The organism is Aeromonas schubertii, assembly GCF_000820105.1.
GTDB classification, from domain to species: domain Bacteria; phylum Pseudomonadota; class Gammaproteobacteria; order Enterobacterales; family Aeromonadaceae; genus Aeromonas; species Aeromonas schubertii.
The window spans coordinates 240,589-263,488 of record NZ_CDDB01000052.1 but is presented as its reverse complement, the minus strand read 5'-3'; the positions used below and the strand labels follow the sequence as shown (position 1 = coordinate 263,488).

Genomic DNA, 22,900 nt, shown 5'->3' with positions numbered 1-22,900 from the left:
TCGTCACACCAGGCTGCGCAGGGCATCGCGGATGATCGCCTCGACCGACATCCCCTCCTTGGCCACCTTGCCCACCACCTGGCTGGCCTGGGCCGGCTTGTAACCGAGCGCCACCAGGGCGCTGGCCGCTTCCTCCACCGCATCCGGCTCACGCAGACCGGAGACCGGCTCGGGCAGCTTGACCGCAGCCGGGGTAAAGAGATCCTGGCTGACCCAGCCCGAGAGGCGGTCTTTGAGCTCGACCACCAGCCGCTCTGCGGTCTTCTTGCCGACGCCGGGCAACTTCACCAGGGTAGAGATATCCTCCTGCTCCACGCACAGGACAAACTGGCTGGCACTCATGCCGGAGAGGATGGCCAGGGCTAACTTGGGGCCGACGCCATTGGCCTTGATCAGCTCGCGAAACAGGGCCCGCTCCTGCTTGTGGTTGAAACCATAGAGCAGTTGCGCATCTTCCCGCACCACGAAGTGGGTGTAGATCAGCGCCTCTTTGCCCAGCTCGGGGAGATCATAGAAGCAGCTCATGGGCATGTGCACCTCATAGCCCACACCGCCCACCTCCAGCACGACCTCGGGGGGTTGTTTCTCAATCACGATGCCACGCAGACGACCTATCACGCTTCCTACCTCAACCGGCGATAAAACTGGCCATAGCATAAAGAATAACTGGATAAGTATCCAGCATATCCCCCCGAGCGAGCCGGCTCGAATGGGATTATGCTTTCTGGTATCTCTCCAGCAGTGAGCACACCTGCATGTCCTCCCCCCTTGCCTACCCGCCCCTGACCGCCAACGAAATCCGCCTGGTGCAAAATGCCTGGGCCCGGGTGGCCATCGGCCACAGTTACGTTCATGCGGTCTACGATGAACTCTTCATTCTGGCCCCCGAGCTCAAAACCCGTTTTATTTCACCTCCCCATCAACTGCAGTCCAAGCTCCATGACACCCTCAATACGGTGCTCACCAGCTTGGCCGAGCTCGACAGCCTCGCCTTTATCATCCGCGATCTGGGCCACCGCCATCGCAAGTGGCAGGTGGAGCCGGCCCACTTCACTACCCTGGAGGAGGCGATGACCCTGGTGCTGGCACGGCGTCTGGGGGATGAATTTACCCCCGAACTGGCCCGGGCCTGGTCACGGGCCTACTGGGCCATCAGCAATATCATGCTGGAGGGGCTCGCCACGGAGGAGTGACCCATTTATCCCTTGGGCTCCTCCCCTGCTCCCTGTTACTATTTCGCCCTTGAATTTTTCTCTGCGGGCACGGGCCCGCACCATTTGAAGGTCACGAGCGATGCGTACCAGCAACTACCTGCTTTCCACTCTCAAGGAAACCCCGTCCGATGCGGAAGTCATCAGCCACCAGCTGATGCTGCGTGCCGGCATGATCCGTAAACTCGCCTCCGGCATGTACACCTGGCTGCCCACCGGCCTGCGCGTGCTGAAGAAGGTCGAGAATATCGTTCGCGAAGAGATGAACAACGCCGGCGCTATCGAGGTCTCCATGCCTGTGGTGCAACCGGCCGAGCTGTGGCAGGAGTCCGGTCGCTGGGATGCCTACGGCCCCGAGCTGTGCCGCCTGACCGACCGTCACAACCGCCCCTTCGTGCTGGGTCCGACCCACGAAGAGGTGATCACCGCCATGGTGCGTTACGAGGTCAACAGCTACAAGCAGCTGCCCCTGAACCTCTACCAGATCCAGACCAAGTTCCGTGACGAGGTGCGCCCCCGTTTCGGCGTAATGCGCGGCCGCGAATTCCTGATGAAGGATGCCTACTCCTTCCACATCGACAAGCCGAGCCTGGTCGACACCTACGAGAAGATGCACGCCGCCTACTGCGCCGCCTTCACCCGCATGGGCCTGGATTTCCGCCCGGTGCAGGCCGACACCGGCTCCATCGGTGGCACCGGCTCCCACGAGTTCCAGGTGCTGGCCGAGAGCGGTGAAGATCTCATCGCCTTCTCCAACAGCTCCGACTACGCCGCCAACATCGAGATGGCCGAAGCCCTGGCGCCGGCCGGTGAGCGCCCGGCTGCCAGCGCGGCGCTGACCAAGGTGGCCACTCCCGATGTGCACACTATCGATGAGGTCAGCGCCTTCCTGAAGGTCGCTCCCACTGCCATCGCCAAGACCCTGCTGGTGCTGGGCGAAGAGAACGAGCAAGGTGAGCAACCGGTGATCGCCCTAGTGCTGCGCGGCGACCACGAGCTCAACGACGTCAAGGCCGAGAAGCTGGCCGGCGTGGCCAAGCCCATGACCTTCGCCAACGACGAGCAGATCAAGGCCGCCGCCGGTTGTGACGCCGGCTCCATTGGCCCGGTCGGCTTCAAGGGGCGCGTCGTGGTCGACCGCAGCGCCGCCCACCTGGCCGACTTCGTCTGCGGGGCCAACGAGACCGGCTTCCACCTGACCGGCGCTAACTGGGATCGCGATGTGAAGGGCTATGAAGTGGCCGATATCCGCAACGTGGTCGAGGGGGATCCCAGCCCCTGCGGTACCGGCACCCTGCTGCTCAAGCGCGGCATCGAAGTGGGCCACATCTTCCAGCTCGGCACCAAGTACTCCGAGGCCATGAAGGCCACCGTCCTCAACGAAGAGGGCAAGTCCGTGGTGATGGAGATGGGTTGCTACGGCATCGGTGTCTCCCGCGTGGTGGCGGCCGCCATCGAGCAGAACAACGACCAGTACGGTATCATCTGGCCGGAGGCGATCGCCCCGTTCGAGGTGGCGGTCATCCCCATGAACATGCACAAGTCCGTGCGCGTCGCCGAACTGGCCGAGCGCTTCTACGGCGAGCTCAAGGCCGCCCGTATCGACGTCTTGTTCGATGATCGCAAAGAGCGTCCGGGGGTCATGTTCGCCGACATGGAGCTTATCGGCATCCCGCACGCCATCGTCATCGGCGAGCGCGGTCTCGACAACGGCGTGGTGGAGTACAAGTGCCGCCGCAGCGGTGAGAAGCAGGAGGTCGCCATCGACGACGTGGTCGCCCTGCTCAAGGCCAAGCTGAGCCGTTAATCCGCTCCGGAAAGAGAAAGCGCGCCCTACGGCGCGCTTTTTTTATTTTATTATCAATGCCTTATCCAAGCATCCTGCCAGGCAGTTCCCTTTCCGGGTTCATAGGCCCAGGCCGCCCCGGCACACCAGCCCGTATAGGGGTGTGGCTTGCATTCGTAAATGGCGCCATCATTGCTGACCCACTCTCCCGCCTTGTAGGGCGTTCCTTCCTTGTAGGCCGGGGCGTCGGGCGGGGTGGTCCCCCCCTCCCCCTTCACCAACAGGGCATGGCTGGTCGTGCGACTGAGGTTCCCCTCGTCGGTCACCGTTAACCTGACCTCGAGAGGAGTATCACTCGCCGGCGTGGGCAAGGTCAGCGCCAGGGTGACCTCATCCAGCACCGGCGCCGAGGTTCCGGCCGGCAGTGTCCAGGCGTAGGTCAGGGGCTTGCCCTCGGGATCGCTGGAGTGCTGGCCCGAGAGGGTCACAGTGCTTGCGCCCTGCGCCTCGCTCGGTCCCGTGATGGCGGCAACCGGAGGCTGGTTGCTGCCGCCGCCGTTATCTTCGACGACCACCTCGGGGAAGAAGTGCTGCACGCAACGGGCATAATCCCCCTCTTTGAAGGCGCTGAAGCGGGTCTGGTAACCCACCAGCTTGCAGGCGTAGCTCTTGCCACCATTGGGGTTACCGGCCACATAGCTCCAGTCCTGCTCCCAATAGATGGGCAGGGCTCCTGCGCCCCCGTCGTCGAAGACCTTCATCCCCTTGCAGCCGAGGACCTCGTCGGCCGGCACCGGTACTCCGAAGTAGTTGGCAAACTCCCGGTAGTAGTCGATACGGTTCTGGGACTGGGCATGCTCGCTGCTGCCACCGCACTCCACGCCACCGTTGATGATCTGGGTGGTCACCCCGAAGCCCGGCACCAGCCCGCTCTGGCGGTCGTGCTCATTGGGCTGCCAGGTGCCGTCGATCACATGGAGCATGGAGGGCTTGGGCGGCTGGGGATAGGTGTAGAAGAAGATGGCACTGGCCAGGTTGAGCCAGGTGTCGGCCACCAGATCCGGCCGATCGAGCAGGGTGCGTACCGTGCCATACATGGCCTCGGAGAAGGGGCCATAGTTGTAGTTATAAGAGAGCTGCTTGGCACCACGACCGAAATAGCTCTTGAACTCCCCGTTCTCAAAGGTGCCACAGGGCCACTGCTGTCCCTGCCACACGTCCGGACGGCACTCGGCGTTGTAGCCGCCGCGCATGGTCTCGCTCCATCCCATCTCGCGCACATGAACCAGTGCCTGACGCCACTGCGCCTCCGGGCGCCAGCTCTCGTGGCCACCGGTCTCCTGGGCGAAGTGGGCAAACATGGTTGCCAGGGTCTTGCGGCAGATGGCATCGGCATCGCGCCCGTCACTGTAGTCACCGCACAGGGCCGGGAACTTGGCCGCCGCCTGGAGCAGCCCGCGATAGGTGTACTCGGGGGCGCGCAGGGGGAAGAGGTAGTTAAACTGGCTTTCGCCAAGCAGGCTCTCGACCCGCTTGACGTTACCCGGGTTGTCGGCACGCCCCGGCTGCACCGCCTCGACCACCAGGTTGTCGCGGGTAGCGATAGACGCCTTCACCACGGCCATCTGGGGAAAGTCGGTGAGCGCCTGCTCTCTGGCCGTGAGCTCGGCCGGCGTCATGTAGACCGGCGCCGTCCCGTCGGGCTGAGTCGGTGGTGCGACCGGCTCGCCCCCATCGGGTGGCGTGGCCCCGCCCTCCCCCACCAGGCTCCATGGAGAGTCCCATTCATTGGCCACTTCCATCCCCGGGCTCTGGCCGGGATTGACCCACCACTTGGCCTCGTAGATCTGGCCGTTGTAGCTGACCTGACTCCCTCCTCCATAGGACTTGTTGATGTCATAAGCCTCGGCGGCCCAGAGGTGGCCACTGAGCATCATGCCGGCAAGCAGTAGTGCGATGCGATTCGGTTTCATTGTTATTGATCTCCTGTCATGACGGGAGCCGGCGGGGCATCACCCCACCAGGCCAGGTAGAGACGGGGCCTTGGCCCCTCTCTCTCCTTATTGAACGGATGAGGCCGTCAGCGCTCGCCCGTAGACGTTGAATGCCAATCCCGCGGGAGGGGGCAGCACCCCTTCCTGATCCAACGGCTGGCCACGGCACAGCAGGCTGGCCCGACGCGGCTCGCTGGCGGTAGGCACGTTGACGTGGAACTTGTTCATCACGGCCCCGTTACTGCGGTGATTGGCCAGCCTGAAGCGCAGCACGCCATCCCGGGTCTCCACCTGCAGCTGGCAGTCGCTATCGGCCAGGGTGGTGCCGTCATCCGGGTAGGTGAAACCATAGGCACCGTGCAGGGCCGGATAGAGGTAGCTGGGCAGGGAGCCTTGCGGATCGTAGTACCCCACCAATGTGGTCACCGGCACCCCGAACTGCGTCGGCTTGCGCGCCACCCGGGTGTCGATGAGGGGTACCTCCAACCAGCTCTGGCCATCCGAGGTAAAGCTCTTCTTGAAGCCCCGGCTCACCAGGAGATCCATGCCATTGATGAAGAGGTGACTGTTATAGCCGGCGCCGTGATCTATGATCAGGCTGCGCCCCCGGTTCTCGGCAGAGGCGGCGGGGACCCGGATGTCCCGCGTCCAGTGACCGTCCCACATGGCAACCCGCACCAGCTCATAATCGGCCAGCAAGGGGGCCAGACCCGCCTCGGTCAGGGCATTCATGGGGGCATCCACCTTCTCGATGCCCTCGACCCTGTGCTGATAGGGCTCCATCCTGGCCTCTGCGGCGTTCCACTTGCTAAAACCGGTGGGGGAGGCGGCGTCGAACACCGCCTTGCTCTCCAGGAAGCCCTGTATGATGGCCGCCGAGTTGGGGGTGTAGAGGGTGAATCGGTTGGCCCCCGAGAAGGGCTTGCCTCCGGCCATCGCATCAAAACCAAAGGTGCGCCCGTCGAACGGCGGTTGGCACTCACCGTCCAGACAGGCCGCCTGGTCGCTGCGGGTGGGGAAGAAGTTGGGGATGAAGCGCCCCTTGTCCCCGTCCCAACCCCAGGCGGAGTTGATCTGATCGGCGCTGCGATGGACCGAGCCACGAAAGCCGTCCACATAGTGGCCAAGACCGAAGTTGTGCCCCACCTCATGACTGAACTCGTTGCCAAGGGAGGCATCCAGGGTGACGATGCCGCCCCCGCCCGAGCCCCCGTGCACCTGAACCCCATTGGCATAGTTGCCGCGGCTGTTGTGCGCCGTCAGCTGGGCCACCACGAAGGGATGGCTCCCCTCCCCTTCGCCGGCCGTGCTGTTGATGCCGTAGTTGGCATTGTCGATCCCGTGGGAGATGAGCTCCTTGCCGATACGCTGGCGCATGGTGCCCGTGTGCCATCCCCCCTGACTCGGATCCACATCGGTCAGCAGGGTGCCATCGGGCAGCATGACCTCGGTCAGGTAGAGGGGCGCATACTGGCTGACGACCATCCGGCTGGCCGGAATGGTCTGGAAATATTCCCGCTGCGCCTCTTGGTCCCCGGCGAAGTCGAAGCGACCACGCGGGGTCGTCAACATGCCGATATCGATGGTGTGAAGCAGCAGCTCCCCGGGCGCCCCCACCCTGAGGTCGGTCAGCTCACCGCTGAGCGCACCCTGACGCAGGGTGAGCCTGAGCCCCGGTACTATCCAGTCGGCGGGCAACTCGCCGCTCCAGGTATCCGGCGCATAGGCGATACGGTTGTTCTCCAGCTCTCCTTCCCGGAACCACTGACCGTTAACGAACTTGAACTGCAGGGTTTGACCCCGGGAGACGGTCACCTGGCGATCGCCATAGAAGAGGGTCGAGTTGTAGCCCGCATCGGAACGAATGCGCACCATCTTGCCCTCCAGCTCCCCGAGGGGCAGGTAGATGTTGCGTACCCAGCGCCCGTCGGCGGTCCGGATCTCCACCAGGGGGCTCTGCGCCAACTTCTCCCCGAGGAAGGCGCCGCTCTTGTCATCCAGTCTGGCCAGCTCGGCACTGCTGCTGATGATGAGCGGATCCCCCTGGGGCGGGGTGAAGTCCACCCCCTCGTCCGGCACACCGGAGAGGTGATAGACGGTCCGGGGCAGGGCCGAGGGAGGCGCCAGAGAGAGGGTGCCAAGCAGCTGGCCGCTCCCGTTACGGGCCTCGAGTTGCATCGGCGTCACGCCGTCGGACTGGAGTGGCTGCACCAGCAGCAGGCTCTTGCGAAGCGCAGTCAGGGTGGGCTGACGATCTCCCTCCCCGGGATGGGCGGGCAGAATCTGGCTCTGGGCAAACTGCACCCGGGCCGCCAGAGAGCCCACCAGATCGTTGGGCCCCCGGGTGTCGTTGAAGAGAAGGGGGGTGGCGGCAGCAGGTAAAGAGAGGCCTGCCAGGGCCGCCATGATGAGCCTGGTCGTGTGTGTGATACGCATTGTTGTTCTCGTTGTTGGCGGGGTGGGGCATACCAACGGCATGCCCCGGGTATTCACGAAGATTAGTTACAGCTGGCGGCTCCCACGTCTTGCCAGACGTCGTGCTTGCCGGGCTCGTTGCCGCGGGTCCAGTACTGGGCCTTCCACTGACGGCCGTTGTGGTTGACCCGATCGCCGCCGTTGTAGGCGACACCGGCATCCCAACCGAGCTGTACCTGGCTCAGCAACTGCCACTGGTCGGCAGTACGGCCAGGTTCATTACCCTGAGTCCAGTACTTGGCCTGCCACACCAGCTGGTTGTGGCTCACCTTCTCGCCGCCGTTATAGGTCTTGCTCCCCTGCCATGCAGGCCAGTTGGCCGCATCCGGGTCAGTGGTCTGGCAACCGCCCCCGGTGCTGGCGGGCTTGACGGTCAGGCGCGTCGCCACGCTGGTATCCAGCGCGCCGTCGGAGACGGTCAGGGTCAGATCATAGGGGGTATCGGTGGTAACGCTCGGGCCTGTGACCACCAGGGTGGCACCGGTTTGCCCGGTGGCGGTGAGGCCGGCGGGCACCGTCCACTGATAGGTGAGCGCGTCCCCGTTGGGATCGCTGGCGCTGGCCTGGATGGTCACCTGCTTGCCTGACTCCACGCTGGCGCTGGCCGGCACAGTGACCACGGGAGGCAGATTGGGCTGGGGTGCCTTGTTGGTCACCACCACCTGATCGCTGGCCTTGAGCCCCTGATCGTCGGTGACGGTCAGTTCGAACACCAGATTGATGTCGGAACTGACCCCGTCGAGCACCACTCTGGCCTTGGCCTGACTGGCGTCGAGCAGAGAGGCTTGCGGGCCCGAGAGCTGCTTCCAGCTGTAGGTCAGCACACCATTTTCCGGATCGTGAGAGGCGCTGCCGTTGAGGATGACCTCGGTCGGGCCGGTCGCGCTCACATCGCTGCCGGCATTGGCCACCGGCGGCTTGTTGACCGGCGGAGTGGTGCCACCATCCCCATGCCCAAGCCCTTCGTGCATGGCGTTGAGGATGTCGCCGTTATCGGCGTCGATCTCCCAGGCGAACAGACCACCCAGCTGGTTGGCCAGCACGTACTGTCCCTTGGCCTTGACCGAGCGGTCGTTGTCGAAGCTGATCAGATCGCCGGTACCGGCGTTGAACAGATAGGGGGCCTCGGCCATCTCGTCATACCCCTTCTCCCAACCGGCGCCCATGCGGTTGTTGACGATGTCGCGATAATCCACGACGCCGTTCTCCCAGGTTCCCTTGACCGGGCCGGTGGCGGTACCGGTGAAGGGATTGCCGGCCTGATAGCCACTCACCCCGGTCCAGCCCCGACCATACATGGCGGCACCCACCACCAGCTTGCCGGGCTCGACCCCCTGATCCAGCATCGCCTTCACCCCCTTGTCGGTGGTGTACTTGGTGGCCGGATCCCAGCTCGCCGCGTAGAGGTTGGTCTGGTGACCCAACTCGGTATTGCTCCAGGCGCCGTTGAAGTCGTAGCTCATCAGGAAGATGTGATCCATGTAGGGCTGGGCCGCCTTGTAGTCCACCTTGGCGATCTTGTCGCCACCGGCACTGATGGCCGAGGTGAGCTCATACTTGCGCCCGGTCTGGGCCTCCAGCTCGTCGAGCATGGCACGCAGCTCTTTCATCAAGGTCACATAGGTCTGGCCATCGTTCGGCCCACCCAGGCCGGGATTGGCCCCCTGTCCACCCGGGAACTCCCAGTCGATATCCACCCCGTCGAAGAACTTCCAGGTCTGCAGGAACTCTTTCACCGAGGCGACGAAGGTATCGCGCTTGCTCTTGTCACCGAGGAAGTAGAAGGGGTCGGAGAGGGTCCAGCCGCCCACGGAGGGGAGGATCTTGAGATCCGGGTAAGCCTGCTTGAGCGCCATCAGGGCACCGAAGTTCCCCTTGTAGGGCTCGTCATAGGCGGTCAGGCCGCTCTGGGGCATCTGGATGGCGGCCCAGGGATCGTGCATGGCCACCTTGAAATCTTCACGACCGGCACAGGCACGCTGCAACGCCTCGAAGCTCCCCTCGATGGCCTTGAGGCTGTCATTGATGCCGTTGCCACCGCAGATGGGGGTGAAACCGTAGAGGATATGGGTGAGGTTTTGGGCCGGGATCTTGTCCACGGTAAATTTGCGACCATAGACACCCCACTCCACGTAGTAGGCGCCCACCACCTTGCCCGACTTGTTGACGTAGGGCTTGTTGTTCTCCTGCAGCGGCGCCTTGAGGGGTTTGAGGTGGCTGCCGTCGGTGTCGGCCACCACTATCTCCTTGGCGTCTGAGAGGGTGCAGCCATCCCCATTACAGAGGGCCACCTGCATCTGGTAACGCCCCCCTTTGCTCACCTTGAAGGTGGCCGTGCCGGAGGCCGCAGCCGGACCGGACCACACCTCCTTGCCATCGAGCAACACCTTGGCAGTCTGGCCGACATCGCCACTCCAGAGGTTCCAGCTCACGCTGACATCGGCAGCATCTTTGACCTTGACCAGCTTGTTGTAGGCGGTGGCAGCCTGATCCACCTCGATGATGGCGAATTTGGTCTCACCCCAACCTATGGTGGGTTTACCCGGTGCCGCCGCATGCGCAGTGGTCGCCGCCAGGATGCCGACCAGCAGGGCCAGCGGTGTGAGTTTTGGACTTAGCATAGTGAAAATCCCTGTTTGTTATGGAGTTTTCCCCCGCTTGGCACGAGGGTGTATCACCGCCGAGCCATCGGACCCAGGGCAAGGCCAGATGATCAGAGCAGCATTGCAGCAAGCCGTTGGCATCGAGGTGTGCCTGTTATAGGCACCCGGCGATACCGCTGCTTTCGAAATTGTGTCGTTTTTTTGGTCATCGCCCGATACATCATCGGGAGAGGTTGCACCGGGAGCAGTGCCAGAGGAGGCGCTACCCCGGTAATAGCCGAACAGGTGAACGCAACGGACAGGTACGGGCTACCCCTTGGCAAAGGCGGCCCAACAACCCGTGGAGGCCCCGCTATCTTAGGTCTTTCAGACCCTTAGACCGGAGGCTTTGCGTCCCGACCTTTCGACCGGTTTGCCCTTAACACAACTTGTTTCGCGACGAAAATAAATCGCACACCGAATATAGGGGGGGAGCGGGAAGAAAGGCCACCTAGTAAAAATGACAGGTGATAAGTATTCAAAGTGGTCCTGTTACGGGAAACGGACGATAAACATCCCCCAATGGGGGGCTAACTCCCCCGTTTCCACTGCAACAAGCCACTTCTATTCTGTGATGAATAATGGGAGCTGCGTCACGCCACGTCGCCAAGCAGGCTGTTCATCAGGGCTCGCAGCTTGAGAGGTTTGACCGGCTTGCTCACATAACCGTGGCCCTGCTCCCGGATACGGCGCAGCAGATCAGGGTTACGATCGGCGCTGATGATGATGCCGCGGATCGGCTCACCATGAAGAAGCCGCAACCGCTCCAGCGCCTGCAGACCACTCTGTCCGCGATCCAGGTGGTAATCGGAGAGCACCAGATCCGGCACAAACCCGCTCTCCACGGCGTTGCTGGCCCCCTCGGCATCCGCCACACAGCGCACCTCGCATCCCCAGCGGCGCAACAGGGACTCCATGGCCAGCAGGATCTCCGGCTCGTTGTCGATGCAGATCACCCGGCACCCCGCCAGCAGTGAGTCGCTGGCGGCCACAGGCATACTCGGGCTGAGGCTGACCCCGAGGGGGGCGACGCAGGCCAGGGTAAGGGAGAAGACTGAGCCACGCCCGGGCCAGCTGCGCATCCCTATCTGATGGCCCAGCACGGTGGCGATGCCACGGGCGATAGCCAGTCCGAGTCCGAGCCCCTGCTCCATGGCGGTGCGGGAGTGGTCGAGGCGCAGAAACTCCTCGAAGATCTCGCTCTGCTTCTCTTGCGGTATGCCGGGGCCGTTGTCCCATACCTCGATGCGCACTCGATCGCCGACCCGTCGACAGCCGAGCAACACCTTGCCCCCCGGGTTATAGCGAAAGGCGTTGGTGAGGAAGTTTTGCAGCACCCGGCGCAGCAGCCTGGCGTCCGAGTGAACCGTCAGGGAGCAGGGCACCACAGTGAGGTCCATCCCGCCCGCCTTGGCCAGCACCCCGAACTCCGCCTGGAGGGTCTCCAGCACCCCGGCCAGGAGAAAGTCGCTCTTGCGCGCCTTGAACTTGCCGGCCTCGAGGCGGGAGATATCGAGCAAGTCCGAGATGAGATCCTCGGCCGCCTCCAGGGCCGTGTCGATGCGCTCGGCCAGGTGCGCCGGCTCACCCGGCGGCAGCTGCTCGCGCAGGGCCGACGCAAACAACTTGGCGGCATTGAGGGGCTGGGTGAGATCGTGGCTCACCGCGGCGAGAAAACGGCTCTTGGAGTGGTTGGCCCGCTCCACCTGCTGGTTGACCGCCAACAGCTGAGTGTTGAGCGCCGAGAGCTCGCGGGTGCGCTCGGCGACCCGGGCCTCGAGCAGCTCGTTGGCCTCACGCAGCACCCGTTCCGCCTCGCGAAACGGGGTGATGTCGGTGAAGGTCATGACGAAGCCGCCCCCCGGCATGGGGTTGCCCTGCATCTCGATAACCCGGCCATCCGGGCGCTCCCTGGCGGAGACGTGGCGGCTGCCGCTGCGCATGTGGGCCACCCGCCGCGCCACCTGGGCCTCGATCTCCCCGGGGCCGCACAGCCCCTGACTGGCGTTGTGGCGAATGATCTCTTCGATGGGACGCCCCGCCTGGATGAGACCAGGGGGATAACTGAACAGCTCGACGTAGCGACGGTTCCAGGCCACCAGCTTGAGCTCCCTGTCCACCACCGAGATCCCCTGGCCTATGTGCTCGATGGCCCCCTGCAGCAGATCTCGGTTGAAACGCAGCAGATCCGAGGCCTCATCGACGATGGTGGCGATCTCCTCGAGCTGCATGTTGTGCCCCTGCAGGGCGGAGGCGAGCACCAAGCGCGCCGACGAGGTGCCAAACACCCCGGCCAGCAGCCGCTCCGTATGCACGATAAGCTCGGGAGTGGCCTGCATGTGCGGGGCCAGGGTGCCGCCGCGTTCGGCGGCGAAGCGGCCGAAGGCACGCTTGACCCGGCTCGGTCCGAGGAAGCGGGTGGCCAGCATCTCCAGCTCCTTCACCGTCACCCTGGCCTGATAGAGGGCCGAGGTGTCCCGGCTCGGCTTGCCGACGAAGTTGGCTGCCTGCAGCCGCTCGCTCACTGCGGGCCTGGCCAGCAGTGACCCGGCCACATAGCCGGCGAGGTTGAGCAGCAGGCTCAGCAGCAGGCACCAGGCGGTGACGCTCACCTCCCGCAGCCAGGGCAGATCCGGCGGTGCCAACAGGCTCGCCAGGGGGGAGCCGGCCAGCATGCCGCTCTCGTGCAGCAGGGTCAGCAGCCAGAGGGTCAGGCCGGGGATCAGCCCCAGGTAGACCCCCTTGCGATTGCCACGACGCCAGTAGAGACCGAGCAGCAGGGCCGGCGCAAACTGGGCGACCGCCCCGAAGGAGAGAAAGCCGATCCCCGAGAGACTGGTCATCTCCCCGAGCCAGAGGTAGAGCCCCCAGGCGGCCAGCAGGATGAGCAGGATGGCGGCCCGGCGCACCCGCAGCAGCAGGCGACCGAGCCGATCGTCCTGGCGTCGCTGCCAATAGCGGCGCAGCAGCAGGGGCAACACCAGATCGTTGCTCACCATGATGGCGAGCGCCAGGGTCGAGACGATCACCATGCCGGTCGCGGCCGAGGTCCCCCCGAGGAAGGCGAGCAGCGCCGCGGCGTCGTAACCCAGGGTATGGGGCAGGCTGATGACGAAGGTATCGGGCGAGACCCCCTCCCCCAGCCAGTGGCGACCGGCCAGAGCCAGGGGCCAGATGAAGATCCCCATCAGAAACAGATAAACGGGGAAGAGCCAACGCGCCCAGTGGAGATCATGCCCCTGATTGTTCTCCACCACAGTCACATGAAACTGGCGCGGCAGACAGACGATGGCGCACATGGCAAGCAGGGTGTAGATAGCCAGCTCCAGCAGCTGACTGCCGCGCAGCTCGCTCGCACCCCGGATGAACTCCTGGCTCGCCGCCGTCTGCCAGACTCTGGGCTCTCCCCACAGCAGCCAGAGGGAGAAGCCCCCCACCAGCAGAAAGGCGAGCAGCTTGATCACGGACTCGAAGGCGATGGCCACCACCATGCCCCTGTGGTGCTCGGTGGCGTCCAGGTGTCGGGTGCCAAACAGTATGCTAAAGAGGGCGAGCAGCAGGCCGACCCCCAGGGCCAGGCCGGCACGCCCGCCTCCCATGCTGGCCCCCGCCGCCCCGTTGGTCAACAGCTCCAGGCCGATGACGATCGCCTTGAGCTGAAGCACCAGATAGGGCAGCACCCCGAGGATCGCCACCAGGGCCACCAGCATGGCCAGATGCTGGGACTTGCCATAACGGGCGGCGATGAAGTCGGCAATCGAGGTGATGTGCTCACGCTTGGCCACCAGGATGAGGCGCGCCAACACCCGCCATCCCAGCAGGAAGACCAGCATGGGACCGAGATAGATGGGCAGGGGGGACCAGGGGTCCAGACTCGCCTGGCCGACCGTGCCATAGAAGGTCCAGGAGGTGCAGTAGACGGCGAGCGAGAGGCTGTAGAGCAGGGGCTGACCCGGCAGACGGGCCCGGCGGTGCTTGTCGGCCACATAGGCGATGAGGAACAAGAGCCCCAGATAGGCCAGCGAAACCCCGATCAGCAACCATCCCTGTTGCATCACTAACCTCTTGTCAAGATTGAGAATTTAGGCGAGATAGACCGCAGTCTAGAGAGGTCATCGAAAAATGTCACTCCTTCTCGAACAGGAATATTTATTGTTTTTCGATATATACCCTTTGACAGAATATCGAAAAACAATAAACAATGGCACCAGATTATCGATAAACAGTAAGTGCAGCTCGCTCTGTCGACGCACTCCGTCTGCCATGAGGTTTATATGACATCCAACAAGCTCGAACGCATGAGTACCCTGATCGAATGGATATTACTGTTCGCCATGCTGGCAACACCGCTGCTGACCATTGCCATGTCATGGTCCTATCTTTTGGGTAGTAACGACTTTCTCCAAGATCAGCTAATTAATGTGCTGGGTGGTTCTGGTGCTCACTTCGGCTATGACGCAAGCGGTACAACCCGGATTCATGCTACCCCTCATTCACTCGATGCATATCCATTGACCATATCGACTCGGCTATTGGCCACTCTGGTCATCTTGTTGCCAGATGTGGTTCAAATGCTGATCTTGTGGCAACTGCATCAGCTATTTAGTGGCTACCGCCACGGAATGCTCTTCACCCTGAGCCAGATTGGCCGCTACCGCATGATCGGGCTTGGCCTATGTAGCAGTTTTGTCGTGAGCCAACTGACGACCCCTCTGCTCGGTGCCGTCCTGACGATGAATGGCCCGAAGCTGCACGGTAGCATCACCGTTGGCTCAGCGGATTTTCGTACCCTTCTGGCAGGACTCATTGTCTTGGCCCTGGCCCTGGTGATGGGCGAGGCCAAGCGCCTGGCCGACGATCAAGCCCTGACGGTGTGAGGCAAACATGCCCATCATCATTCGACTCGACGCCCTCCTTGCGGAGCGCAAGATGACCTCTCGCGAGCTGGCCCAGCGCATCGGCATCACAGAGGCCAACCTCTCGATCCTCAAGAAGGGCCATGCCAAGGCGGTGCGCTTCTCGACCCTGGAGGCCCTCTGTCGCGAGCTGCAGTGCCAGCCGGGGGATCTGCTCGCCCACGAGGAGGAGAGCTGATGCGCCCCCTCATCTGGTGTGTCCTCGGCCTGCTGCCGACCCTGCAGGCGGCCAGCCTCTATCAACTGGAGGAGACCGACGATCCCCTGCGCCTCAGGGTGACCCTCTCGGTTGAGGGCAACGCCCCCTATCGCCTCTCCCCCTCCCGCAGCCAGCCCGGCCAGGCGGGGGTCACCCCCGTCTGCCTGGATGACAAGAAGGGGGGGATGGGGGCCCTGACCCACTGTCGCCAGTGGCAGTGGTCTATCCCCCTCACTCCGGCACCGGCCGAAGGCGTCGATGCCGCCCTTCAGCAGAGTGTGCGGCTCGGCCCGGGCAGCTGGCTGGTGAGCGAGTGGGGCAACTTTCCCCGCACCGGGGGTGAGGCCAGGGTCTGCCTGCCCGATGGCAGCTGTACTCCCCTGCCCCCCCTCTCGGCACCACCGCTCTTTCTCAGTCAGGGGCTCGCCACCCTGAAGACCCAATCCCGGGCCAACGTGCGGATAACCCACGATGCCATGGCAGAGCGCCTGCCCCTCGACTCCCTGCAGGGGCAGCTCGAGGCCATCCTCGCCTATCTGGGTGAGCAGCTCGATCGCCCCATGCCGCCCGACTGGCACCTCATCTGGCTGGCCCGGGATGTGGAGAGCCACTCCCTGGGTGGCGCCGCCGGGGGCAACCTGTTCGTGGCCAACTACCCGGTACGGCGGGGAGAGCCCACCGCCGAGGCGACCCAGCGACTGCTGCGCATCAGTGCCCATGAGGCGGTGCACCAGCTGCTGACCGAAGATTGGCCGGCCTGGGCTGCTGAGGGATTGGCGGAGTACCTGGCCATCAAGAGCCTGCGCCACTTTCGACTACAGGGGGAGCGTGCGGTCGACGAGTGGCAGGCGCGTGCTCTGCCCGACAAACGCAGCGGCCTCTACCTGGCCTATGAACGGCTGCGCGAGGGAGACCCCTCCCTCTACCCCCTCTTCTACGTCAAGGGGGCCGCCTTCTGGGAGGAGCTCGATCACCGGCTCGCGAGTCAGGGGATCTCGCCGGGCAGCTGGCCCGCCCGCCTCACCTTCGACGAACAGGGGCAGCTGGATGCAGGCAGCCAGCGCTGGCTGGAAGAGGTCCTGGGTCCCCTGCGCTGGCAGGGACTGGAGCAACGCTATCTGAAGTGATGCAAGAGGCGCCCTCGGGCGCCTCTGTTCATTGGCGGGGCTTGAGGAAGAGAGCGGGCAGCGCCACCCCCATCATCAGCCAGAAGATCCCCCCCTGCAGGCTCTGGTAGAGCTGGCCACAGAAGGCCATCAGGATGGCCACCGTCATGCCCAGCGCCAGAGCCGAATAGAGGGCCTGGGTCGGGATCTGCCGCTCGGGGGGAAGCTCCCGGGTGATGAAGCGGACCGCCCCCAGGTGGCTGACGCAGAAGGTGACCGCATGGAGCAGTTGAGCAAGCAGCAGCACCCAGAGATCGGTACTCGCCCCCATCAGGGCCCAGCGCACCAGACAGCCGATCCCCCCCACCAGGAACAGGGTGCGGGCCGGGAAACGGGAGAGAAAGCGGCGATCGGCGGCAAACATGCAGATCTCTGCCACCACCCCCAGGGCCCAGAGGTAGCCAATGGTGCTGCCGCTGTAGCCGGCCGCCTTCCAGTGGATGGCGCTAAAGCCATAGTAGGCCGCATGACTTCCCTGCAGCAGGCAGGCGATGAGGAGCAAACGGCGCACGGCGGGATCCCGAAAAGTCTCCCACAGGCTGGCGCGGGCCCGCTCACCGGCGATGTCTCTGGGAGCCGGTGAGAGGGGCAACCAGCTCAGCAGCAACATCAATACCAGGCCGGCCACCATGGTGTGCAGCACCCAGTTGCTGCCCCACTTGCCAACCAGCACCCCGACCAGGGTGGAGGCCACGATAAAGGCAAAGGAGCCGCACAGGCGCACCTTGCCGTAGTCGAGATGCACCTGCACCACCATGCGGGTGGCGAGCGCCTCCCCCATGGGCATCAGGGTCGGGTAGATGAAGTTGGTCACCAGGGTCAGGGCCACCAGCCACCAGGGGGAGTGGCCGAGGTAGAAACCGATGAAGCTCAGCAGGGAGAGCAGGGAGAGCAGCCGGGTCATGGGCAGCAGGTTGGCCGCCCCCTTGATGCGCCCCATGATAAGCAGGTTGCCGGCAAAACGGATGGCCATGCCGGCCCCGAGCAGCAAGCCGATAAGATCCGGGGTCAGCCCGACTCCTTCCAGCCAGAGGGACCAGAATGGCAGATAGGCGCCATAGACAAAGTAGAAGGCCCCGAAGAAGAGGGCTAACCAGGAGAAGGCGGGCATGGGAACTCGACGGCTGTGTAGGGGGCACCAATCATACCCCATCTTCCCCCCCTGCTGGAGTGAAATGAGAGGGGCCTGACGGCCCCCCTCTGCACGTTCAGAAGACGTACTTGACCCGGGCGCTGAGGGTTCGCCCCGGCTCGATCAGACGGGTGGTATCGCTACCCTGGGCGAGGCCGGCCACCGACTCATAGGCCAGCACCTCTTTATCAAACAGGTTAAAGAGGCCGACGTTGAGCTTCAGATCTTCCATGGGGGTGAACTGGGCATAGAGATCCACCACACCCCAGCCGGCGCTCTGCAGGGTCTCCTTGCCGCTGGCATCCTGCCCCACCTTGTTCATGTCGTCGGCGAAGCGCAGCGCCCCGTTGAGGTTCCACCGCGCCTGCTCGAAGCGGACTCCCAGGCTTCCCTGCAGCGGGCTCAGCTCGTTGATGTAGTGCCCCTCACCGTCCTTGCCGGTCACATAGGCGAGGTTACCCCAGAGGTTGACCGAGTCGGTCACCCAGTAGTCGGCCCTGGCCTCGACTCCGCGGGTCTTCACCTCATCGAGATTGCGGTATTGATAGACGCTGGTGCGTCCCTCCCGGGCGATCTGCTGCTGGGAGATGAAATCCTCGAAGCGGGTGTAGAAGGCCGACAGCTCGTAGCCCAGGCGCTCGGTATTGCCGCGCATCCCCACGTCGATGCCATCACTGGTCTCGGCCTTGAGGTTGGGGTTGGGCTCGAAGCGGTAGCCATAGGCCTGATGGTTCAGGGTCGAGAAGGCGGTGTCATACATGGGGGCCTTGAAGCCGTGGCTGTACTGGGCGAACAGGTTGACCGCCTCGTGAGCCTTGAACACCAGCCCCAGTCTGGGGGAGAGCTCCCCTTCCGAGAAGGTCTGCAGTTGCTCGCCCTGATAGGCGGGATCGTCATCCGGGCTCATGCGGTAGTAGTCATAACGCAGGCCCGGGGTCAGCACCCAGCGCTCACCGAAGCGGATCTCGTCAAAGGCCCAGAGCCCGCCGCGCTGGCTGACGGTAGAGGGGAAGCTCAGCTCGTCGTAACCGGGGAAGTCACCGGGCACTGTGGGCCCCTTGTAGCGCTCGCGGCGATTGTCGCTGTGCTCATACTCGATGCCCCAGGCCAGACGCTGGCTCGCAAGGGCCTTGGAGAACTGCATCTGGGCCCCCAGGTTCTCCTGGCGGAAGCGGTTGTGATCGAGGGAGTTCTTGGTCACATAAGGGTTGCCCGCCATGACGGGATATTTGGAAGAGGCGTACTGATCCAGGGTCTGCGCCATCCGGGTAAAGTAGAGCTTGCTCTCCATGCGATCCACCCAGGCCAGATTGAGCTCCAGGCCGTGATCCAGGATGAGGGAGAGATTCTCGCTCTGCTTGTCGGTGACGGGCTGATCGAAGACCCTGGCCCGGCCGCTGCCGACCTTGTTGAGCTTGACCGCATCCGGGTCCTGCCCCTCCTGGAAGTAGTCGGCGGTGAGCTTGAGGAACTGGGCCTCGGAGATCTGCCAGCGGCTCTTGAGCAACAGGGCGTCGCTCACGATATCGAACTCGTTCTTGCGGTCGTGATAATCCTGGGTGACACCGCCGTCACGGCGGGTATAACGCAGCAGGGTCTCCACATCCCCCGTTCTGATGGCTCCGGTGATCCCCCCCATCCCCTGGCTATTGGCACCGGCATAGCCGGCACTGGCGTCCAGATAGTGATCCCCGTTTTTCAGATAGTCCGCGGCCTCCTTGGTGGTGATGGCGATCACCCCGCCGAGGGCATCCGAGCCATAGGCTGCCGAGGCGGGGCCCTTGACCACCTCCACCTGCTTGATCATGTCGGTGTCAAAATAGCCCTGCCCCACCCCTCCCTTGCTGTAGGCATCGTTTTGACGTACGCCATCCTGAATCACCTTGACCCGGTTCTCCCCCATGCCACGAATGATAAAGGTCTGATCGCCCCCGTTCCCCCCTTTGACACTCACCCCGGGCTCATAGCGAAAGAGCTCGGCGGCATTGGTGACCCCCTGCTCCTCGATCTGCTGCTCCGTGATGACGGTGATGGGACCGGAGACATCCTCCAGCTTCTGGGCCATGCGCGAGCCGCTCACGACCACGACCTCATCGCTCTTGTGGCCGCTGGCCTGGACCGGGATGGAGAGGGCGGCGGCTACCGAGAGGGCCACCAGGGTGAAAGGGGTCTGTTTCACTGCAACATCCTTAATGAGAATTATTATCAACCTGTCGCATCTTACCCGTGAATGAAAAAAGATCAATGCTAACGAAAATCATTATCATTTGATTGATGCGCGTAAAAACTTGGCTACAATCCCCCCGACCCATACCGACGAGAGCCAAGATGCGACTGCTATCCCTTGTTTTGACCGCCCTGCTGGCCGGTTGTGCCACGCCTCCCTCTCCCCTCCCCACCCTCTATGACTATCGCCTGCAAGCGGGCGACACCCCCTTGAGCCTGACGGCTGCCACCGAGCGTCTGCAGGGGGCGGATATCATCCTGGTGGGGGAGCTGCACAGCCATCCGGCGGTGCATCTGTTCCAGGCCCGCCTGCTGGCACAGCTGAGCCTGTCACCGCGGGCGCTCACCCTCTCCATGGAGCAGTTCAGCCGCGCCGATCAAGCCGTGGTAGATGCCTATCTGGCCGGGCGGATCGGCGAGTCGGCGCTGATGAGGGCCGGCCACGCCTGGCCCAACTACCAGAGCGACTACCGACCCCTGGTGGAATTTGCCAAGGCCCGACAGATGCCCGTCATCGCCGCCAACGCCCCCAAGGGGCTGGTCAGCTGTATCGGTGAGCAGGGGCCTGCGTGGCTCGATACCCTGCCCGCCAATCATCGCCGCCTGGTAGCCGCCCACCTCACCCTGGGGGAGGATGGCTATCGTCAACGCTTTATGGCCTCCCTGCACCATGGTGACAATGACAGCAATGCCCGCCGTTTTGCCGCCCAGACCGCCTGGGACGACACCATGGCCGAGAGCATGGTGACCTACCTCGCGGCTCACCCGGGCCGGCGCATCATGCATATCGCCGGCAACTTCCACGTGGAGGGGGGATGGGGGCTCGCCAGCCGTATCGCGGCGCGCAACCCGGCCCTCAAGGTGGCCCTGGTGATACCGGTCAGCGAACCACAGTCCGGCGCCAGCGGCCGTCAGGCCGACCTGGAGCTGCACATCGCCCCCCTGCCCGAGCGCTGGAAAAGTCGTGAAGAGATGAAACGGGAGATGGCATCATTACACCGTGCCCGCGAACGCGACTGCAGCCGCTGGCAGCAACCCTGAACGACCAAGGAGAGGCAGGATGGATGTATTGCTGGTAATCGATATGCAGCAGGGATTGTTCGAGCAGCCCCGTCACCGGGCGGCAGAGGTGATCGGGAATATCAATCGTCTGGCCGCAGCGGTACGAGCGCGCGCTGGCCATGTCATCTATGTGCGCCATGATGGCCGGCCGGGAGAGGATCTCGAGCCGGGCAGCCCGGGTTGGGCACTTCATCCCGGACTCGAGGTCGGCGCAGAGGATGGATACCTCGGCAAGAACGCCTGCGACAGCTTCCTTGGCACCGATCTCGCGGCTCGCCTTCGAATCCTCTCCCCCCGTCGCCTGCTCATCTGTGGCTGCGCCACCGATTTTTGTGTCGATACCACCCTGCGCAGCGCCGCCGCCCAGGGGTTTAATGTGGTGGCAGTGAGTGATGCCCACACCACGGCCGACCGCCCCCATCTGGGCGCGGCGCAGATCATCGCCCACCACCACTGGATGTGGGAGGGGCTGATCCTGCCCGCTGGCAAACGTGTTACCCTGCACCCCACCGAACGGCTGGTCTGAATGGAGTTCTCCTTGCGCCTGTTACTGCTCTTCCCCCTGTTGCTGCTCGCCGCCTGCTCCTCAAGCCAGCGTGGCGATGCTCCCCCTCCCCTCTTTGCCACCCATATCAACCAGGAGGGGAGCAAGCGCTTCGTGTTTGAGGCCGCCCCCCTGGAGCGCCTGCCCGTCCGGCTCCCGGCCGACGGTAAGCTGGAGCGACCACGCAAGAGCCTGCTCGAGACCCGGGAGGCCATTCAGGAGGAGCAACTGAGTCAGTGGATGACAGAGAAGCAGTTCTGCCATCAGGGCTTTATCGTGCTGACGCGCACCTCGTGGAAGGTACGGGGCGAGTGTAACGAGGGGGCCAGCACGGCGGATCGCCAGCGCTTCCCCAACACGCCGCAGTGGGAAGAGTAACCAATGAAAACGGGCAGCCGAGGCTGCCCGTTCCGTATCACCGGGGTTAGCGCAGGGGATCGGTCGCCGCGGCGATCTCTTCGCCACTGTCGATCCGCTTGTGCCCCTCGACCAGGTGGACGACATCCACCAGTTCATCGCCGCTGACGCGAAACGCCTGGCCAAACCCCTTCACGAAGAGCCCCTGCTCGGGCCTCAAGCGAAACAGAACGAAGTCCTGCAGGTTGGAGAGCCCCTTGACGATCTCCCCAAAACGCCCCTCGAGTGCGGCGATGGCCTGTTCCCAACGCACGTCGTCACGGGATACCACCTCGGCGCAGGCATCGAAGGTGAGGCGCTTTCTGGCAAACAGCTCACGGGCCGAGCCCTCATCCTCGATCAGCATCAGGGAGACACGCGGCACCTGTTGCAGGTTGCGTGCATGGCGGGCGATCTCGGAGATGAGCACATAGTAGCCATCCTCCTGCAGCACAAAGGGGGCATAGCTGGCATTGGGGGTGCCGTCGGCATCGACCGTGGCCAACTGCAGGGTACGGCAAGCGTCCCGAAACTCGCGGATCTCCGGCTGCAGACGACCCTGCAGACGCTCTTGACGTTCACTCATGCCTGATTCTCCTCGCGCAGGGCCATAAAGCGCGCCACCTGTTCCGGCAGCAGGTTACGCTGCTCATCACGCCCCAGATAAACCTTGAAGATACAGCGGCCGGCCCCATCGAAGAACTGGAAGGAGTGCCCCTCCTTACCCATGAAGAGCTTGCTCACCAGGGCGATGCCGACCACGTTGTCGAGTTTGAGGTGGCCGTGCAGCTCACCGTCGCGCCCCATCAGGTTGTAATAACCGCGGGCGCTCTTGCCTTTGGGGAAGGGGGCCTTCACCTCGAAGATGGAGCCGGACGATTCGATGATGGTGGTCACCGGCCCCCAGTCGGCGAGGTCGGCCAGCAGCGCCTCGGCGCGCTCACCCGGCAACAGGGTCGCCAACTCAGCGGGAAGGTGACGAACCACCTCCCACTCGCTCACCGCCAGTCTGGCGGCAATGGCCGAGGGGTGAGCCCCCGGGTCTTCGTTTAACAGGTCGTGGATCTGCTGTGCAATGGTCATGCTCTCTCCATCCGGTGCACACGATTGGTGGGTCATACTCTAAGGGATAGAGGCGACAAGATGCAATT

The 22,900-nt window shown here is 63.7% G+C and carries 17 protein-coding genes and 1 riboswitch; of the genes, 8 read left to right on the top strand and 9 right to left on the bottom strand.

Going from position 1 to position 22,900, the window contains the following annotated elements:
* Positions 1–3: 3 nt before the first annotated feature.
* The gene (gene ruvA, locus BN1133_RS11815; RefSeq protein ID WP_050666727.1) at positions 4–618 is read right to left on the bottom strand and encodes a Holliday junction branch migration protein RuvA; all 615 of its coding nucleotides are present in this window, start codon (positions 616–618) and stop codon (positions 4–6) included.
* Positions 619–755: 137 nt separating this feature from the next.
* On the opposite strand from ruvA, the gene BN1133_RS11810 reads away from it, so the two are divergent.
* On the top strand, positions 756–1,193 hold the full coding sequence (locus BN1133_RS11810) for a globin domain-containing protein (RefSeq protein WP_231686266.1): 438 nt from the start codon (positions 756–758) through the stop codon (positions 1,191–1,193).
* 100 nt (positions 1,194–1,293) lie between these two features.
* Positions 1,294–3,018 carry a proline--tRNA ligase gene (locus tag BN1133_RS11805; RefSeq protein WP_050666726.1) on the top strand — a complete coding sequence of 575 codons (1,725 nt, stop codon included), beginning with the start codon at positions 1,294–1,296 and terminating at the stop codon, positions 3,016–3,018.
* 53 nt (positions 3,019–3,071) lie between these two features.
* Here BN1133_RS11805 and BN1133_RS11800 read toward each other — a convergent pair whose 3' ends face one another.
* The 4 genes from BN1133_RS11800 to BN1133_RS11785 all read right to left on the bottom strand — a co-directional run bounded on the left by BN1133_RS11800 (position 3,072) and on the right by BN1133_RS11785 (position 14,163).
* A complete protein-coding gene (locus tag BN1133_RS11800; protein ID WP_050666725.1) occupies positions 3,072–4,970 on the bottom strand; it encodes a glycoside hydrolase family 19 protein in 1,899 nt (632 codons plus the stop codon).
* 87 nt (positions 4,971–5,057) lie between these two features.
* On the bottom strand, positions 5,058–7,469 hold the full coding sequence (locus BN1133_RS11795) for a M66 family metalloprotease (protein ID WP_082177993.1): 2,412 nt from the start codon (positions 7,467–7,469) through the stop codon (positions 5,058–5,060).
* Positions 7,470–7,489: 20 nt separating this feature from the next.
* Positions 7,490–10,087: a glycosyl hydrolase family 18 protein gene (locus BN1133_RS11790; RefSeq protein ID WP_050666723.1), complete on the bottom strand. Its 2,598-nt coding sequence runs from the start codon at positions 10,085–10,087 to the stop codon at positions 7,490–7,492.
* A gap of 321 nt (positions 10,088–10,408) precedes the next feature.
* A riboswitch (cyclic di-GMP riboswitch) is annotated at positions 10,409–10,496 on the bottom strand.
* Between the two features lie 205 nt (positions 10,497–10,701).
* Positions 10,702–14,163: a hybrid sensor histidine kinase/response regulator gene (locus BN1133_RS11785; RefSeq protein WP_050666722.1), complete on the bottom strand. Its 3,462-nt coding sequence runs from the start codon at positions 14,161–14,163 to the stop codon at positions 10,702–10,704.
* Between the two features lie 219 nt (positions 14,164–14,382).
* Between BN1133_RS11785 and BN1133_RS11780 the strand changes: the two genes are divergently transcribed.
* Genes BN1133_RS11780 through BN1133_RS11770 form a run of 3 tightly spaced genes read left to right on the top strand, consistent with a single transcriptional unit; the run spans position 14,383 to position 16,350 of the window.
* The gene (locus BN1133_RS11780) at positions 14,383–14,985 is read left to right on the top strand and encodes a DUF2975 domain-containing protein (RefSeq protein ID WP_050666721.1); all 603 of its coding nucleotides are present in this window, start codon (positions 14,383–14,385) and stop codon (positions 14,983–14,985) included.
* A gap of 7 nt (positions 14,986–14,992) precedes the next feature.
* Entirely contained in the window at positions 14,993–15,202 is a 210-nt protein-coding gene (locus tag BN1133_RS11775; RefSeq protein ID WP_005352490.1) for a helix-turn-helix domain-containing protein, read from the top strand.
* Entirely contained in the window at positions 15,202–16,350 is a 1,149-nt protein-coding gene (locus BN1133_RS11770) for a hypothetical protein (RefSeq protein ID WP_050666720.1), read from the top strand. The genes BN1133_RS11775 and BN1133_RS11770 overlap by 1 nt, the downstream gene beginning before the upstream one ends.
* A 28-nt stretch (positions 16,351–16,378) precedes the next feature.
* Here BN1133_RS11770 and BN1133_RS11765 read toward each other — a convergent pair whose 3' ends face one another.
* Positions 16,379–17,500: a 3-phenylpropionate MFS transporter gene (locus BN1133_RS11765; RefSeq protein WP_050666719.1), complete on the bottom strand. Its 1,122-nt coding sequence runs from the start codon at positions 17,498–17,500 to the stop codon at positions 16,379–16,381.
* Between the two features lie 97 nt (positions 17,501–17,597).
* Entirely contained in the window at positions 17,598–19,700 is a 2,103-nt protein-coding gene (locus BN1133_RS11760; RefSeq protein ID WP_050666718.1) for a TonB-dependent hemoglobin/transferrin/lactoferrin family receptor, read from the bottom strand.
* A gap of 149 nt (positions 19,701–19,849) precedes the next feature.
* On the opposite strand from BN1133_RS11760, the gene BN1133_RS11755 reads away from it, so the two are divergent.
* The 3 genes from BN1133_RS11755 to BN1133_RS11745 are packed head-to-tail and all read left to right on the top strand — an operon-like array spanning position 19,850 to position 21,731.
* On the top strand, positions 19,850–20,788 hold the full coding sequence (locus tag BN1133_RS11755) for a ChaN family lipoprotein (protein WP_050666717.1): 939 nt from the start codon (positions 19,850–19,852) through the stop codon (positions 20,786–20,788).
* A 19-nt stretch (positions 20,789–20,807) separates the two neighbouring features.
* Positions 20,808–21,335, top strand: a complete 528-nt coding sequence (locus BN1133_RS11750) for an isochorismatase family protein (protein ID WP_050666716.1) — start codon at positions 20,808–20,810, stop codon at positions 21,333–21,335.
* A gap of 12 nt (positions 21,336–21,347) precedes the next feature.
* Positions 21,348–21,731, top strand: a complete 384-nt coding sequence (locus BN1133_RS11745; protein WP_050666746.1) for a hypothetical protein — start codon at positions 21,348–21,350, stop codon at positions 21,729–21,731.
* Between the two features lie 46 nt (positions 21,732–21,777).
* Here the strand turns inward: BN1133_RS11745 and hutZ are convergent, their stop codons facing one another.
* On the bottom strand, positions 21,778–22,335 hold the full coding sequence (hutZ, locus tag BN1133_RS11740) for a heme utilization protein HutZ (protein WP_050666715.1): 558 nt from the start codon (positions 22,333–22,335) through the stop codon (positions 21,778–21,780).
* Positions 22,332–22,832 carry a heme utilization cystosolic carrier protein HutX gene (hutX, locus tag BN1133_RS11735; RefSeq protein WP_050666714.1) on the bottom strand — a complete coding sequence of 167 codons (501 nt, stop codon included), beginning with the start codon at positions 22,830–22,832 and terminating at the stop codon, positions 22,332–22,334. Before hutX ends, hutZ begins: the two co-directional genes overlap by 4 nt.
* Positions 22,833–22,900 lie beyond the last annotated feature (68 nt).

Excerpts from the sequence above, each read along its gene's own strand:
- BN1133_RS11780 (WP_050666721.1), top strand. The coding sequence starts at position 14,383 with ATGACATCCAACAAGCTCGAACGCATGAGTACCCTGATCGAATGGATA.
- BN1133_RS11805 (WP_050666726.1), top strand. The coding sequence starts at position 1,294 with ATGCGTACCAGCAACTACCTGCTTTCCACTCTCAAGGAAACCCCGTCC.
- hutX (WP_050666714.1), bottom strand. The coding sequence starts at position 22,832 with ATGACCATTGCACAGCAGATCCACGACCTGTTAAACGAAGACCCGGGG.
- BN1133_RS11790 (WP_050666723.1), bottom strand. The coding sequence starts at position 10,087 with ATGCTAAGTCCAAAACTCACACCGCTGGCCCTGCTGGTCGGCATCCTG.
- hutZ (WP_050666715.1), bottom strand. The coding sequence starts at position 22,335 with ATGAGTGAACGTCAAGAGCGTCTGCAGGGTCGTCTGCAGCCGGAGATC.
- BN1133_RS11785 (WP_050666722.1), bottom strand. The coding sequence starts at position 14,163 with ATGCAACAGGGATGGTTGCTGATCGGGGTTTCGCTGGCCTATCTGGGG.
- BN1133_RS11770 (WP_050666720.1), top strand. The coding sequence starts at position 15,202 with ATGCGCCCCCTCATCTGGTGTGTCCTCGGCCTGCTGCCGACCCTGCAG.
- BN1133_RS11755 (WP_050666717.1), top strand. The coding sequence starts at position 19,850 with ATGCGACTGCTATCCCTTGTTTTGACCGCCCTGCTGGCCGGTTGTGCC.
- BN1133_RS11765 (WP_050666719.1), bottom strand. The coding sequence starts at position 17,500 with ATGCCCGCCTTCTCCTGGTTAGCCCTCTTCTTCGGGGCCTTCTACTTT.
- BN1133_RS11750 (WP_050666716.1), top strand. The coding sequence starts at position 20,808 with ATGGATGTATTGCTGGTAATCGATATGCAGCAGGGATTGTTCGAGCAG.
- BN1133_RS11775 (WP_005352490.1), top strand. The coding sequence starts at position 14,993 with ATGCCCATCATCATTCGACTCGACGCCCTCCTTGCGGAGCGCAAGATG.
- BN1133_RS11800 (WP_050666725.1), bottom strand. The coding sequence starts at position 4,970 with ATGAAACCGAATCGCATCGCACTACTGCTTGCCGGCATGATGCTCAGT.
- BN1133_RS11810 (WP_231686266.1), top strand. The coding sequence starts at position 756 with ATGTCCTCCCCCCTTGCCTACCCGCCCCTGACCGCCAACGAAATCCGC.
- BN1133_RS11795 (WP_082177993.1), bottom strand. The coding sequence starts at position 7,469 with ATGCCGTTGGTATGCCCCACCCCGCCAACAACGAGAACAACAATGCGT.